Origin of the sequence: Posidoniimonas corsicana (assembly GCF_007859765.1) — a bacterium.
Taxonomy (GTDB): Bacteria; Planctomycetota; Planctomycetia; order Pirellulales; family Lacipirellulaceae; genus Posidoniimonas; species Posidoniimonas corsicana.
On record NZ_SIHJ01000005.1, the window covers coordinates 317,103 to 333,088 of the forward strand.

General features: G+C 66.5%; 9 protein-coding genes. 5 read left to right on the top strand and 4 right to left on the bottom strand.

Annotation, left to right across the window (positions count from 1 at the left end):
* Nucleotides 1–8: 8 nt before the first annotated feature.
* Together KOR34_RS24605 and KOR34_RS24610 are read right to left on the bottom strand one after the other, a co-directional pair.
* On the bottom strand, nt 9–4,526 hold the full coding sequence (locus KOR34_RS24605; RefSeq protein WP_197531720.1) for a G8 domain-containing protein: 4,518 nt from the start codon (nt 4,524–4,526) through the stop codon (nt 9–11).
* A gap of 681 nt (nt 4,527–5,207) precedes the next feature.
* Complete coding sequence (locus KOR34_RS24610) at nt 5,208–6,101, bottom strand: cation diffusion facilitator family transporter (RefSeq protein ID WP_146568790.1); 894 nt, start codon at nt 6,099–6,101, stop codon at nt 5,208–5,210.
* A 480-nt stretch (nt 6,102–6,581) separates the two neighbouring features.
* Between KOR34_RS24610 and KOR34_RS24615 the strand changes: the two genes are divergently transcribed.
* The 3 genes from KOR34_RS24615 (at nt 6,582) to KOR34_RS24625 (ending at nt 11,079) form a co-directional block, all read left to right on the top strand.
* On the top strand, nt 6,582–8,318 hold the full coding sequence (locus KOR34_RS24615) for a hypothetical protein (protein ID WP_146568791.1): 1,737 nt from the start codon (nt 6,582–6,584) through the stop codon (nt 8,316–8,318).
* Nucleotides 8,319–8,437: 119 nt separating this feature from the next.
* Nucleotides 8,438–10,168, top strand: coding sequence for a hypothetical protein (locus KOR34_RS24620; protein WP_146568792.1), 1,731 nt, complete (start codon nt 8,438–8,440; stop codon nt 10,166–10,168).
* Nucleotides 10,169–10,308: 140 nt separating this feature from the next.
* On the top strand, nt 10,309–11,079 hold the full coding sequence (locus tag KOR34_RS24625; protein WP_146568793.1) for an ion transporter: 771 nt from the start codon (nt 10,309–10,311) through the stop codon (nt 11,077–11,079).
* A 22-nt stretch (nt 11,080–11,101) separates the two neighbouring features.
* Here the strand turns inward: KOR34_RS24625 and KOR34_RS24630 are convergent, their stop codons facing one another.
* Nucleotides 11,102–11,821 carry an inorganic diphosphatase gene (locus KOR34_RS24630; RefSeq protein WP_146568794.1) on the bottom strand — a complete coding sequence of 240 codons (720 nt, stop codon included), beginning with the start codon at nt 11,819–11,821 and terminating at the stop codon, nt 11,102–11,104.
* Between the two features lie 191 nt (nt 11,822–12,012).
* On the opposite strand from KOR34_RS24630, the gene KOR34_RS24635 reads away from it, so the two are divergent.
* On the top strand, nt 12,013–13,266 hold the full coding sequence (locus KOR34_RS24635) for a hypothetical protein (protein WP_146568795.1): 1,254 nt from the start codon (nt 12,013–12,015) through the stop codon (nt 13,264–13,266).
* Here KOR34_RS24635 and KOR34_RS24640 read toward each other — a convergent pair.
* On the bottom strand, nt 13,263–14,024 hold the full coding sequence (locus KOR34_RS24640; protein WP_146568796.1) for an SDR family NAD(P)-dependent oxidoreductase: 762 nt from the start codon (nt 14,022–14,024) through the stop codon (nt 13,263–13,265). The genes KOR34_RS24635 and KOR34_RS24640 overlap by 4 nt on opposite strands.
* 454 nt (nt 14,025–14,478) lie before the next feature.
* Between KOR34_RS24640 and lpdA the strand changes: the two genes are divergently transcribed.
* Nucleotides 14,479–15,900, top strand: coding sequence for a dihydrolipoyl dehydrogenase (gene lpdA / locus KOR34_RS24645; protein ID WP_146568797.1), 1,422 nt, complete (start codon nt 14,479–14,481; stop codon nt 15,898–15,900).
* The last annotated feature ends 86 nt before the right edge of the window (nt 15,901–15,986 follow it).

Below are 15,986 nucleotides of genomic sequence, written 5' to 3' on the forward strand. Positions count from 1 at the left end.
CGTGGCTGCTACAGCAGTCCCTCGATCCCCAACACCGACCCGAGTCCGTTCGGCGCGACATCACCGGCGATCTCCAAGCCAAAGCGGCTGGCGATCTGGGCTGTGGTCAAGCCAACGTACTCACTAGGGATGTATTCCGCCGCGGTTGGGAACGGCACCGCATCCGGGTCCTGCTGAGCGAAGTACAGCCGGCGGTTCGAGAACCCAGCGTAGTCAAGCACAACGGTCGTGTCGTTGAACAGGTAGGTGAATGACGGCGCGAACTCTTCCGGGTGGAACCACATGGTCACGTTTGCGACCAGACTCAGGGGGTACCCCACCGGCGGCACGAACTCGGGGTTGCCCGTGATCAGCACCGTCCGGCCCGGCGTGTTCGCGGCTCCGATCAGGATGTTCGACCGGTTCTGGAACCGTCCGCCGATTACGGTTGAAGCGCCGTTCGACGCCATCCAGATTCCGCGGGCGTAGCCCTCTACCCGCATGTTGTCGTACGTAATGCTGTACGTCACGCGGTTCCCGGACACGCCGGTGTGGGCGTCGTCTGCGGGGTCTGCCAGCACCGACACATTCCGCAGGATGATGTTGGCGCTGTAGGGCACCCTGACGCCCTCACGGTTGTTCCAGAACGTCGAGTCCTTCACCAGGCTGGTGGCGTCGTGGTCGGCGCCCCGCAGGTGGTAGCGGAGCATCAGGCCTGTCTTGGCGCCGTACGCGACGTTGTTCGAGAATTCCTTCACTGGGACAAACTGGCCGTCGATGGTGTCGGCGCCGCCGGCGAGGGACGGGTCGTCAAGGTTTTCGGCCAAGAAGCGAGTCACGGACCCGTTCTTCACGAAACCGCGGGTGTAGTAGATGAAGCCGGTCCCATCGGCGCCAGAGACGACGTTGCCGGTCACCGCGACGCCGCCGCCCTGAAGCCAGAACCCGTCGCCACTGTGCCCAAAGTCTTGCACGTTGTCACGCACGTTGGGCTCGAGACCGGTGCCCGTCGTGGCGATGGCGATGTTGTTGCGGAAGCTGCCGATCTCGTCGCCTTCCTCGGTCGCGAACGCGGCGCCATTCACGCCGTAGGCGACGCTGTCGCTGATGTCGACATAGCTGCTATGGTTGACGAACCCCCAGCCCGGGCTGCCCTCGACCACACTCCCCTGAACCACCGCGGGCGGGGTGTCGGCGGTCACGCCGTTGCGGTGGAAGTGCACCGCGTAGCGTGCCCGGGGGTTGTCCCCGGTGCCGGCGATCTGGTTCCAGTTCTCGTCGACCTGGGGGTCGGTTACCGCCTGCGACTTGTCGGTGCGTCCCAAGTTGTAGAACCCCGCGTAGTGCACGTCGACGTCGCGGTTGTGCATGAACATCACGTGGCCAAGACGGTCAATATCTCCGGGGTCGGCCTCGGACTCGATGATGATGTTCCGAGTCAGGTTCGCGACGTGGACCCCGAGCGACGCGTCCAGCGGCAGGTGGTCGTGCTCAAGCGGATCAACGATCACGAGGTTGTCGTAGATGGCCCTGATGATGCGGACCTCTTCCTGGGCGTCGTCCATGGCGGTGCCGGCGATGACAATCTCGTCGCCGACCTCCCAGCCGGTGGGGATCTGCGCCAACGCGATCCGGTACGTGCCACGCGCCAGCAGCGTGCTTGACTCGAGGAACGCCGTGGTTTCGGCGCCATACATCCGGACGGCGCCGTGGGTAATCAAACCGCGTCCAATCGAGAACGGATCCGCCGAAGCGTCGCGCGGCCCGATGTCGGTAAACACCAGCCGGGCGGTCACGTTGTCCTGGATCGGGTCCGACTCCTCGCCGATCACCAGCGTGCCGCTCGTCGCCACGATCATTGTGTCGACCCGCAGCTGGGTGTCGGCGTCGGTTGCAAACCGCAGCTCGCCATCGACGCGGATGGTCGTGATGCTGGCGTTCGATACACGGTCCACCTCTACAACCGCGCCGTACGGCACCAGCACCCTAGCCCCCGACGAGGGCACCCGTCCGTCGGCCCACACGCTTGGGTCGAACCAGCTTCCGCTCTTCACCGCGACCGAAGTCACGTCCTGGTAGCGGACCAGCTGGAACAATGCGAGGTGCTCGGCCCGCTTCGACGGGTCGGTCATGTGCGGCATCATGGACGAGATTACCTCGTCGCCGCTCCCGTCGACGATAGTGTCGAACGAGTCGATCAGCTCGAAGCCCTCCAGAGGAGGTGCAACGGCCAGCAGGTTGGTCGCGTGGTGCCCCTCCGCCATACCCGCCATGTGCCCAACGCCGAGCACGTCCCAAGTGCCGATCAGGTTTGGCAGGATAAACCAGTCCTGACCGCCGCCCCCGATGATGTTGTCGGCGACCAGGTCGTCGTGGACGGTGTGCCCGATCATGAGCCGGAGCGCGTACTCGTGGTCGGTCAGGGTTGCCGTGCGGGTGTCGTACGAGGCGCTGGACGCCCAGACGCCGAGCGCCTGCCGCAGGGCCGCCGGCTCGGAGTCGTACACGACCGAACCGCCGATCAGAAGGTCGTCGTCGTCCTCGCCCACCAGGTAGTCAACCGCGTCGCCACCGATGATCATGTCACGGCCAGCGCCGCCGTAGACGGTGTCCTCGCCGCCGCCGCCGACCAATGCGTCGTCGCCGGAGTTGCCGTAGATCTCATCGGCGCCGAGTTGGCCGAAGACAACGTCCGCGCCGGCGCCGCCGCTCAGGTAGTCGTCGCCACCGGACCCCTGCAGGGTGTCGTCGCCATCGCCTCCGTAGAGGAAGTCTTTCTGCTCACCGCCGATCAGGATGTCGGCGTCCTCATCACCAATCAGGGTGTTAACGCCGGCGCCGCCGATCAGGATGTCGCCGCCGGCGCCGCCGAGCACGCGATCGTTTCCGTCGCCGCCCTCGACGTAGTCGGAACCGTCGCCGCCCTCGATGTAGTCGTTGCCGCCAGCGCCGAACAGCCGGTCGTTGCCCACTCCGCCGTAGATGCCGTCGTCGCCGTCGCCGCCGTTGATCGAGTCGTTCCCGTCGCCGCCGTAGATGTAATCGACGCCCGCGTCGCCGGTCAGTAGGTCGTTGCCCCCCTCGCCAAAGACCGAGTCCGTTCCCGCGCCGCCCTGCAGGTAGTCGGACCCGTCGCCGCCCAGGATGCGGTCGTCGCCGTCCTCACCCTCAATATAGTCGTCGCCGTCCTCGCCCTCGATGCTGTCGTTGCCCGAGCGGCCAAACAGCCGGTCGTCGCCCACCCCGCCGCGGATCAGGTCGTCGCCGTCGCCGCCTTGGAGGGAGTCGTTCCCCTCTTCGCCGTACAAGAAGTCGGCGCCGTCGCCGCCGAAGAGCAGGTCGTTCCCGCCGCCGCCAAACAGGGTGTCAACGCCGGCGCCCCCGAGGATAAAGTCGACTCCCAAGCCGCCCAAGATGCGGTCGTCGCCCTCCTCGCCCTCGATATAGTCGTTGCCGTCGGCACCCTCGATGTAGTCGTCTCCGATGTTGCCGTAGAGGCGGTCGTCGCCGTCGCCGCCGACGATGTAGTCATTGGCCGCGCCGCCGTCGATGGAGTCGGCGCCCGCCTCGCCGTACAGGAAGTCGGATCCGGCGCCGCCGACCAGCAGGTCGTTCCCTTCGCCGCCGAAGATCGAGTCGACCCCATCGCCGCCGTAAATGCGGTCGATGCCTAGGCCGCCGACCAGGCGGTCATCTCCGGCGCCGCCCTCGAAGTAGTCGTTGCCTTCGTTCCCTTCGATCAGGTCGTCGCCCGCCTGGCCGTAGAGGCGGTCGTCGCCAACGCCGCCAATGATGTAGTCGTCGCCGTCGCCGCCGGCGATCGAATCATTCCCTTCGTTCCCATACAGAAAGTCCTTGGAGCCGCCACCGGTGAGGGTGTCGTCACCCGCCTCACCAAGCAGCGTATCCACACCCGAGCCGCCGTACAGGTGGTCGTTGCCGTCGCCGCCTAGGATGCGGTCGTCGCCGGCCTCGCCCTCCAGGTGATCGTTGCCCTCGTTGCCCTCGAGGTAGTCGTTGCCGGCGCGGCCGAATAGGCGGTCGCCCGACCCGCCGCCCAGCAGCCGGTCATCTCCGTCGCCGCCGTCGAGAGAGTCCGCGCCGTCGTGGCCGTAGAGGAAGTCGTTGCCCGCGCCGCCGGACAGGTAATCGTTGCCGTCTCCGCCGAGCAGCGAGTCCACACCGTCCCCGCCGTACAAATGGTCGCCGCCCGCTTGACCCTCGAGCCGGTCGTCACCGCCGCTTCCCCACAACCGGTCGACGCCGTCCCCACCGATCAGGTGGTCACTGCCGCTACCGCCGACCAGGTGGTCGTGCCCCGCGCCGCCGTAAGCCAGCGTCGGCAGGCCGGTGTGGTTGGCGAACACGTCGTTGCCCGCGCCGCCGTAGAACACAATTGCCGTGATGACCCCGGACGGGAACACCATGGTCTGGTCGCCCGTGGCGGACGTGTAGTCCACCTGGATCCTGCCCAGCGAGTCCTCGGAGACCTGCACGCTGCCGCCGTCGTGGTCGGTGTCCGTGCGGAGGATGAGCTCCGATTTCATCGGGCTCAGGTAGGGCGTGTCCACCGCTAGCAGCTGGCGCGCTTCCAAACTCTCCAGCCGCGCCCGGCGAGAGCGTGCTGCCGAGCCGCGGCGCTGCCGTTCTCCGCCGCGCACCGCCTCCAAGAGGCCACTACGTACCTGACGCCAGAGGGTCGAACGATTAGGCATTGCTCTGTCGCCGCTTATCTTGCGGCTTGATGTACCACCGCTGCGGATCGCATCCCTGCGGTGTATGGGGGTAGCTCAGAAATTGACGTATGGACGTGAAGAGAAGGCAGAGCCCGAGTACAGGTCGCGGTGCGTCCCAACCACGACCGGCCCGCGAACTAAGAGCGCCCGCGGGACAGCCTCGTTCCTGCCCCATGTCGGGGATTTAAGCAGGTTCTTTCGGGGCAGAAAAGCGAAAAAGCGGCAATTGAGGCAAACAGAGGGAGCCTGGAGGCTGCATCCTAGCGCCAGATACCCGCACATTCCCCGCAAACCCCCGCGACGGCCGACCGCCGCGGCGCGACAAAAACACCGTTAAATCATGGCTTTTTGAGCAGATCGCCCCGCCCGGGCTTGACGCAGGCGGAGCAGTCCGTTTCGTGTACCCGCGGCACGGCAACTCGCACAATTTTTACTGGAAGCCGCACGTTATTCCGGCTGCAGAAGAAACGCCCGCCAGCCACCGCGCAGACTCTACCCCCCAAACGGCTCCAGGTGCACCAGCACATCCCGCAGCGACGCGTGCCGGGCGATTAGCGCGTCCTTCACGCGGTGGCCGATTTCGTGGCCCTGGGCCACGGTCATCTGGGGGTCGACCTCGATGTGGATGTCGGCGAAGAACTCCAGCCCGCTCTTCCGCACCCACAGCGTGTCCACGCCCAACACGCCCGGTGTCGCGAGCGCCTGGCGGCGGATGTCATCCACCAGATCGGGCGGGGCCTGCACGTCCATCAGCTCGCTGGCGCTGGCGCGGAACAGGTGCACGCCCGACGCGGCGATCACCACCGACACCACCAGCGAGGCCGCCTCGTCGGCCCAGATCCAGCCCGCACCGCCCAGGCGGATCGCGGCCAGCCCCACCAGCACCGCCAGCGCGCACAGCGCGTCGGCGCGGTGGTCCCAGGCGTTGGCGATGATCGCCGCCGACCCGGTCCGCCGACCGACCTGCACCTTGTAGTGGTACAGGCTCTCCTTGATCACCAGGTTCGCGCCCGCGATCCACAGGGTCCACATCGGCGGGTAGCCATGCTGGACGCCCAGCCGCCGCACCGCCTCCCACCCCAGCAGCACGGCCGACACCACCAGCAGCAGCGCCACGCTGGACGCCGCAATCCCTTCCGCCCGGGTGTGGCCGTAGGGGTGCTCGTCGTCGGGCGGCTGCTGCGCGACGCGCATCGCCCACAGCACCGCCAGCGTGCAGCCGACATCGCCCAGCGAGTTGACCGAGTCGGCCACCAGCGCGAACGAGTGCCCCACGATCCCGCCTGCCAGCTTCACCACGCCCAGCGCCAGGTTCACCACCAGCCCGAGCACCGCCGCGTGGGTCACTTGGCGGTAGAGTCCTGCTGCCGAATTCGCGTCGCTCACCGGGCCGCCCCCTCCGTATGGTCGTCAGCCCGGCATTCTAGCAGCCCGCCGAAGATATCACCCGGGCCGGGGGCGGCGTGAACCAGCCCGCCTGGCGGCCGCGTTCTGGCGCCGGTCTGTCGATGAGTGGCGGCAAGATTCCGCGGGACGCCAGGCGCGACTTTTGTCCCTTTTGGCGCTATCGATCCTTAGGGACAAAAGTCGGGCCCCACCATCAGCGTCGAAACGGGTCTCGCACTGCTATAGCAGCGTATTTCGCCATGGCCCTCTCCAGAAGACGCCGACTTTTGTCCACCCCTGCGCCCCAATAGGGACAAAAGGGACAAAAGGGACAAAACCCTGCCAACCACCAACCACCAACCACTATTCGACCACGCCAGGTGGCCGGTTTCAGCAAGAAAAGTGAGGGGAACGGGCGCATCGCGGGACTACTATATGACGCGGCAAGTACGCTCCTCACCTCCCCATCAAAGGCCTCGCGTGGCGTGCTACTGGAAGTTGATCGGCCTGTTGCTGGCGGCCACGGCCCCGGGTTGGCAGGCGGCCGCAAGCGAACCGCCGATTGTCGTTTCTCCGGAAACCACACACCTCACCGAACCGCTGGCCGAGGACGGCCTGCCCGACTACTCCGGCGCTCTCCTTGCCGAGCTCCGCGAGGGCGTGACGCCGGAGAACAACGGGGGGATCCTGTACCTGCGGGCGATGTGGCCGGCCGGGCTGACATTGGACGAGCACCGGCGAGCCGCTTGCAAAGAACTGGGGATGCCCATCCCAGAACCGAACTCCGGGATGGAGTCGCCCCAGGTGAGTCGCGCGCTGACCGAAGCGGTCCGCGTCTGGCTTGAGCTCAACCAACCCGCAACCGGCGCCACGGCCGGCGATGGCGCCTCCGATGACGCCGCGGAGGACCTGCTGTACCTCCTCGGCAACCAGCCCTGGACCACGGAAGACGCGCCGCCGGTTGCGATGTATATCGCCAGCCAGGAGGAGGGCTACCGGCTGCTGCACCAGGCGGTCGCCCAGCAGCAATTCTACCTGCCGTCGCCCAGCCTGCTGGTTGAGCCCGACGAACCATGGATCGCGATGCTCCTGCCGTTTCCGCAGAGCATGCGAGACGCCGCCCGCTGCCTGGCCGCCCGCGCGAACCTCTCGATCGGCGAAGGCGAGCTGGACGCGGCGTGGCGCGACTGCCTGGTCATGTACGCGCTGTCCGAGCGGATCCGTCCGGTCACGCTGGTCGACGAGCTTGTGTCGATCGCCGTCGAGTCGATCGCCGATGGGGTCGCCCTCAACCTGCTGAACAGCCCCGAGCTGGAGCGGCCGCTCGCCCTCCGCGTCCTCCGCTTCTACCGCCAGCGTCCTCCGCGCCACGGCATGGCGGCCGCGATCGACGTGGGCGAGCGTGGCATGTTCCTGACCGCCGCGATCGCGTACGCCACCGGCCGCGGGTCGGTAACGCCCGAGGAGTTGAGCCAGATGCTCGACCTGCCGCGAGTCGATGCGGCCCGGGTCGACTGGAACGTCATCCTGCGGAACGGCAACAAGTGGTACGACAACCTCGTAGCCGCGATGCGGACGGAGGACTGGCCAGAACGCAGTACCGCGCTTGCCGATTGGGAACGACGAATCGACGCGCTCTCCCGCGCCGCGCCAGACCCGCAGGCGCCCGCTTCGCCGGATAGCCCATCCCGCAGCGGTCAGACGGCCAATTCCATCCTGGCGATCACGCTCCCCGCGGTAAAGGCGGTCAGCTACGCCGAGGACCGCCGCAACACGAAGCGGCTATTAGTGACGGTCGCCGCTGCGCTGGCCGCGCACCGCTGCGATCACGGCGGGTACCCCAAATCGCTCGACGCGCTCACGCCCGACCTGCTGCCCAATCCCCCTGTCGATCGGTTCCACCGCGCGCCGCTCGCGTACCGCCGGACGTCGCGCGGCTACCTGCTCTACTCGCTCGGCCCGAACCAACGGGACGACCAAGGCTCGTCGCACCAGATCAACAACGTCTTCCGTGGCTACTACGCCGGCGGCCGTGATCCGGAGGACGACCGGGCCATCCGCGCGCTGCTCGACACGCCTCCCCCCGCTACCCGCGCCGACGGCTCCGCCGCGAGCCTCAGCGACCTCATCCCCCCGTCCGCCGACGACCACGCCGTGAGGCTGCCGCCGGTCACGATGCCGCTGCCGGGCCAACCGGCGCCGGGCGTTGGTCGCTAGAATTCACCCCGTGTCGAATTCCGTTACGAAGCTTGCTCACGCCCCAGATGGCAGGATAGGCTGGGAGTCGCGTGCTCTGAGTTCTCCAACTCTCAACAGCCTCTGGCCTTTGTGTTGTAATGTCGAACTGCGGGAAGAAACTTGCCCTCACGCTGCTCCTTATCGCCACCCACGCAACTGTGGCCCACAATGCGGCAATCTCGGCACCGATTGATGTCTCGAGGAAGACCACGTACCTGACAGATCCGCTCGCGGACGACGGACTTCCCGACTACTCTGGCGCACTATTGGCCAAGCTCCGCAACGGAGTGACACCTGAGAACAACGGCGGCATCCTCTACTTGATGGCGATGTGGCCAGCTGGATTAGAGCCAGAGCACCATCAGGTCGTCTGTGATGCATTGGGAATGGCAGTTCCCCACTCCGATGGCATCCAGCTACCTGCATCGAATCCGTTGCTAAGAACAAAACTCAGCCACTGGCTTAGGAAACGCGTCGCCCCTGCGACACATGCAGAGTCGTTTGATGGTGCCAACAAAGCCGTCCGCATGATTGAACTTCTCGAGAGTCAGCCATGGCGTGCCGAGGATGCACCGCCAGTGGCGAACTACGTTGCGGAGCATGAAGAACACTACCGATTGCTGCACGCTGCGGTAAAAAAGGAGCGATTCTACGTCCCCTCGCCAAGCCTAATCATCGATCCAAAGAACTCGTGGATTGAGAGAGACAAGTCACGAGTCGACAGTACAAGATGCGCGGCTCGCTGCTTGGCATTGCGCGCCGAGCTCCGCATTGGCCAAGGGGATCTTCCAGGCGCCTGGAGTGACTGCCGTGCAATGTACGCCCTGGCCGATAGCCTCGACAAAGAATTAGTGATCGACCGCCTCACCTCGGATTTCATTGAGGGACTCTCTGATCGAACATGCCTTCGCATCCTCGCCGAAAAAAACCTTCGGCCTGCGAACGCGAACGAGGTGCTCGCTTTCCATCGGCAGCGTGGCAGCCGGGATCGGTTCGCTGCCACAATTGATTGGGATGCGCGACACACTGCTATTACGGATCTGCTCATCTACGCCAGAATCCGCAGACCTCTCAATGAGCCGAGCAGAGAAAGTGATCGTAGGCTAGCGAAGTGGGTGGCTGCGCGATTTGATTGGAACAGCATCCTCGAGACGTTCAACACAGGGTACAGCGAACTGGCAGCAATTGCTGAGCTTAGTTCTTGGCAAGAACGCAACGAGGCCCTAGAAGACTGGATGAGCGAGCTCGAAGAGAACGCGGATGCGATCCATCCGTCAGGCAAGAGTCTGACTGCGATGCTGACGTGGAAATCCCGGAGCGACTCGTTGGCTCGGTCCCTGCTGTATGCTCACGCCTCGCCGCTTAAGACGTGCTTTCTCGTCGAAGATCGCTGCAATGCGAGGAGAGGACTCATGACTGTCGCTGCTGCATTGGCCGCCCACCGTTGCGAACATGGTGATTACCCGGACTCACTCGACGCACTCGTACCTGGAAAGCTATCCAGTGCGCCAACCGACCTGTTCCACAACGCGTCGCTGGAGTTCCGCCGCACCACGGAAGGATACCTGCTGTACTCACTGGGCCCAAATCGGAAAGACGACGGCGGATCGAATTTCTTGCACTCGCAATACCTCGGATACTACGTTTCAACCTTAGACCTTACAGCAGAAGCCGCTGTCTGCCGCGCTTTGAGCGAGCCGCCTCCTGATCTCGAACACACCGACGATTCCGTCCGTCTAATCGACCGGATTCCCCCCACCGCCGACGACCACCCCCTGCGAATGCCGCCGATCACCGTGCCATTCCCAAAGCCCGCAGGCGCGGATTAACGGCGGGGGCGCCTGCCGCTCCCTCTACCGCAATTGCTTCTGAATTGCCCGGCGGCAACTATAGTGAACTGCTCCGCCCTCGATATGTTCTCCCCGCGTCCGCCCGGCGTCGACACGCCCGCCACGATTGCCCCCCACGCATGCCCACGCTCAAACAGATCGTCGAGAAGAGCGACACCCGGCTCGGGCGGGCGTTCGACCTCACGATCCAGGCGCTCATCGTGGTCTCGCTGGTGTCGTTCTCGCTGGACACGCTCCCCAACCTGCCGGGTTGGGCGTCGAGGCTGCTGTCGGTGGTCGAGGTCATGACGGTCACGGCCTTTACGATCGAGTACCTGCTCCGCCTGCTGCTCGCCGACTCGAAGCCGCGGTTCGCGTTCAGCTTCTTCGGGATCGTCGACCTGCTGGCGATCCTGCCCTTCTATGTGGCGGCCGGCGTGGACATGCGATCGGTGCGGGCGTTCCGCATGTTCCGGCTGTTCAGCATCCTGAAGCTCACCCGCTACAGCCGGGCCATGCGGCGGTTCCACAGGGCGTTCGCCAGCGCCAAGGAGGAGGTCGTGCTGTTTAGCCTGGGGGCGACGCTGATGCTGTACCTGTCGGCGGTCGGCATCTACTACTTCGAGAACGCTGCCCAGCCGGAGGCCTTCGCCTCGGTGTTCCACTCGCTCTGGTGGGCGGTGTGCACGCTGACCACCGTGGGCTACGGCGACGTCTACCCGATCACGACCGGCGGCAAGCTGTTCACCTTCGCCGTGTTGGCGATCGGGCTAGGAATTGTCGCGGTCCCCGCGGGGCTGGTCGCGACGGCGCTGTCGCGGGCCAGGGAGTTCGAGCAGCCGGCCTCGGCGCCGCCCGCCCCCCACTTCGCCCGGGAAGAGCGCCCCGCCGACTCTTACAACAACGCGTGATAACGGTCGGAACAGCCGCGGGCTAGCGCCCGACGGCTGATTGTTCGGCGGCGGCTTCGTTCACTCGGTACGCCTCGATGGCGGCGTCGAGGAGCGCTTGGGCCTGGTCGGCGTCGGCGTAGCCGCGCGATTGCATCTTGCCGGGGCCTTTGTAGTTGGTGAACCAGGTCTCGACGATCTGGGCGGCGCCGGGGAACTGCTTCTGCAGCTCTTCCAATGTGGTAACCTTTCCGAAGCACGAGTCGGCGAGCACCGCGATCAGCTTGTCGTCCCGCTCGCCGCGGTCGACCATTCGCAGCACGCCGATCACTCGCGCCGGCACGACCGACCCACGCGGCACGGCCGGCCCTAGCACCAGCACGTCCAGCGGGTCGCCATCGCCCCCCTGCTTCTTGGGCAGCAGGGTCCGCGGGATCATGCCGTAGTTGCCGGGGTAACCGAGGTAGGCGACCATCCGCGGCGCGCCGTCCTCGACCTCCCACACCAGCCGGCCAGACGCCTTGTCGGTCTCCCACTTCTGGCTGGTGCCGGTGGGGATCTCGACCACCACATGGGCGGCGCCGTCGGGGTCGACCGGCTCGTACCCGTGGATGAAGTGCTTGTCGCCCGCCAGCGTGTAGCGGCCGATCGCCCGCAGGCCGGGCGCGTGGCCGACGGCCTGCTGCGCCGCGGCCACGCCGCCCACGCCGATGCCCAGAACCAGAGCCGCAAAGAGGGTAAGCCGGGGGGGGCGTGCTGTCATGCGTTGGCGTGGGGTTGGTCGGATCGGCGCGGGGGTGTATCAGAGGATGTCGCAGCGGCGCGTCTCTGTTGCAAGATAGCGACACCGCGGCGGCGGCTCTATCGCCCCCCGTGACAGCCCGCCTAGAAACCGGCCACTAGCCTTGGCGACGACGTCATCGCCCCACAATAACTCGGATGGGACATCGAAGAATGCGGCCAGTTTTTCTCCCGCTAGCCCTGCTATTCACAACCGCGGCCGCCGGCGCCGAGTTCCGCGGCCTCTCTCCCTCCACGATCGCCGGCACGTTGCCCTACACGCTATCAAGCCCGACCGTCACGATCTCCGCGATCTCCGACGACGGCTCGACCGTTGGTGGGTGGCTGACCCAAACCGGCGTCATCTTCGACTGTGCAAGCTTTGAATGCGGCAGGTCGGCGTTCGTGTGGTCGCACGACCAGGGCGAGCGCACTGATCTGGGCGTGCTATTAATCGGCTCCGGCTTCGGTCAGACCGCCTACCCACTGTCAGTAGCGGCGTTGTCGGAAGACGGCTCTACCGCGCTGGCGACTTACGAGTTCCGTCACTACGAGTCGGCTCTGCACCGCGCGGACGGGGCCGTGGCCCTGCGGGACCCGATCGCCATTGGACAGTGGCTGCAAGCCACGGATATGTCGTCCGATGCTAGCGTGGTGGTCGGCACGCTTGGCGACGCCCCGTTCCGCTGGACGGAGGGCAACGGGCTGGAAGAACTGTCGGGGCTGGATGCCGCCGTGAATCACACGCCGGCAGCTGTGTCGGGCGATGGACGGGTTGTCTTGCTAAGCCGGTCGAGCGGCGGGCTCACCCCACCGGCCGGCGGCCGCCTGAGCTCAATCCGCTGGTCGCCCGACGGCGCCCCTAGCGAGTTCGTCCCAGCCACAGGTCTTGGCGTCGCAGCGGCGGTGGCTCTGTCGCACGACGGCTCCATTACCGTAGGCAATTCTTACCCGGACGGCGCACCGACTTCGCTCTGGGAGGTCAACGACGGGGCGCCCGACGCGACCCACCGCTCGCAGGCGACCCGCTGGCAGGGCGACGTTGCCCAGACACTGGCGGCCGCATTCCCGACCGGCAGTTCTTGGGCGATGGGGGTGTCGGCCAACGGCGAGGTAACCGTAGGCGCGGCGCACCCGGGCGACGATGGGACTGCCGAGGCGGTCCTGTGGAAAGACGACACCGCCTTCCTTGTACGCGATCTACTCGCGGGACCACTGGCGGCCGGGGGATCGCTTGACGGCTGGCGCCTGACGTCCGCGACCGCGGTGTCGGCGGACGGGGGCGTGGTCGCGGGCCACGGGATCGACCCCTCGGGCGCCCAGGCCGGGTGGGTGGCCCTCCTCACGGCGCCCGAGCCGGGCGCCATCGCGTTGGCGGGCGCCCTGCTGCTGTCCGGAGGCGCGACTGGCCGCACCCGCCGGCGCTAACCCAGGTTTGGCTGCCCGTTGGAGGCGCTCAGCCCGCCGTCAACCGGCAGCACAACGCCATTGACGAAGCGGGCGTCGTGGCCGGCGAGGAAGGCGATGACGTCGGCCACCTCGGCGGGGTCGGCCGCGCGGCCCATCGGCAGGCGTTCCATGAACCGCTGCATGACGGCGTCGTCCTCCATGATGCCGCCGGTCATCTCGGTGGCGGTCAGGCTCGGCGCGACCGCGTTCACTCGGACTCCCTTCGCCGCCAGGTCGAGCGCCAGCGCACGGGTGATGTTGCTGACTGCGCCCTTGGTGGCGTTGTAGCTGAACAGGCCCCAGTCGCCCGCCAGGCCGGAGACCGACGACACGTTGACCACCGAGCCGCGGGACTTCACCAGGTGCGGCAGCGCGGCCTTGATCATCTGGAACATGCCGCCGGCGTTGATCGCCATCTGCTTCTCCCAGTCCTCCAGCGTCACCTCGTCCACGCCGCCCTGCACCAGCACGCCGGCGTTGTTGACCAGCACGTCGATCCCGCCGAAGCGGTCGACCGTGGCGGCGATGATCTGCTTGACGTCGGCCTGGGCCGACACGTCGCCCGGCTGCACGAGCAGGTGCTCGCCGCCGCCGAGGTCGGCCGCGACCTTCTCCAACTTGGCCTCGGTGCGGCCGTTCAACACGACGGCGAACCCGTCCGCCGCGAACCGCCGGGCGGTGGCGGCGCCGATCCCCGAACCGGCGCCGGTGACAATGACGACTTTCTTGGCTGACATTCAGTTCTCCTGTTGCACGGGTCGAGTAAAGGACCTGGGGGCCCATCGCGGCGCCCCGTCCCGAACCTATATTGGAGCAAGATTGGCGCCACGGCCCGCCAGATTGCGCAACACGGGAGAGGGCGCTTGAAACTGAGCTGCTGGATTTGCGGTGTTCGGAGCCTCACCCCTAACTTCGACGCCCTGCCTAACACCCTTATCACAAACAACTTACGCCGACCCGCCAAGCGCTAGCCGGAATCATCGGCCATTGTGTGCAAAGGCCGGATGGATAAACTTAGGGGGCTGCAACTGCTTTGCGGCCAATCAGTTGAGAAGGAGAGGGGACGAGGGTCTGCGGTCAGGGAGCGGCCGACAGCGTACCGCCCGCCGGTTTCCCGGCCGGCGGCGCTGAGCGTGGACCCCCTGCCCCTCGCCCGACGCACACCCCCCTCACTCCCTCACCCCTTCGCACATGCATTCTCAGGTAGTTGTTCTTGGCGGTGGCCCCGGTGGCTACGCCGCTGCGTTTCTAGCGGCGGACCTCGGGTTGGAAGTCGCTATCGTCGAGGCCGACCCGCGGCTGGGCGGCACCTGCCTGCTGCGTGGCTGCATCCCCTCCAAGGCCCTGCTGCACGTCGCGAAGGTGGTGAGCGAAGCGCATGAGATGGCCGAGTGGGGCGTCGACTTCCAGCCGCCGCAGATCGACATCAACAAGCTCCGCGCCCGCAAAGAGAACGTCATCGACACGCTGTCGGGCGGCCTCGCGCAGCTGGCCAAGCGCCGCAACGTCAAGAAGATCCACGCGCGGGGCGTGTTTGTCGACAGCCACACGCTGCAGCTCGAGGGCGGCGACCCGGACACCTACGAGGGCGACAGCCGCCTGACCTTCGATCACTGTATCCTGGCGACCGGCTCCGTGCCGGCGGTGCCCAAGTTCCTGGACATCGGCTCGCCGCGGGTCATGACCTCCACCGGCGCGTTGGCGCTGGAGGACATCCCCGACTCGATGCTGGTGATCGGCGGCGGCTACATCGGCCTCGAGATGGGCACCGTGTACTCTGAGATCGGCACGAAGGTGTCGGTCGTCGAACTGACCGAGGGCCTGCTGCCGGGCGCCGACCGCGACCTGGTCAAGCCGCTCATCGCCCGCGTCAACGAGCGTTTCCACGCGGTGATGCTGGGCACCAAGGTGACCGGCCTGAAGGACCTGGGCGAGCAGGTCGAGGTCAGCATGGAGGGCCCCGACGGCCCGATCACCGAGCGGTACGACCGCGTGCTGATCTCCATCGGCCGCTGGCCGGTGAGCAAGGGCTTCGGGCTGGAGAACACCAAGGTCGAGGTGACCGAGCGGGGCTTCGTCAAGGTCGACAAGCAACAGCGCACCACCGACGGCAACATCTTCGCCATCGGCGACGTGGCGGGCGACCCGATGCTGGCCCACAAGGCGGCGTACGAGGGCAAGATCGCCGCCGAGGTAATCGCGGGCGAGCCGGCCGCGTTCGACGCGCAGGCCATCCCCGCGGTGGTGTTCACGGACCCGGAGATCGCCTGGGCCGGCCTGACCGCCGAGGAGGCCAAAGCGCAGGGCAAGAAGGTCAAGATCGCGCAGTACCCGTGGCAGGCCAGCGGCCGCGCCACCGCCAACGGCCGCACCGACGGCCTGACCAAGTGGATCGTCGACCCGGAGACCGACCGCGTGCTGGGCTGCGGCATCGTCGGCAGCGGCGCCGGCGAGCTGATCGCCGAGAGCGTGCTGGCGATCGAGATGGGCTGCACCATCCGCGACATCGCCGAGAGCATCCACCCCCACCCGACCCTCAGCGAGACCATCGCCTTCGCCGGCGAGGTCCACCTGGGCACGGCGACCGAGATCTACAAACCAAAACGCAAGTAAGAACACAACCCACTGCGGAGGACACGAAGGAAACGATGCGATTTAAGGCAAAGAGGGAACACTTGTAGCCGCTGACTGGATTGCCG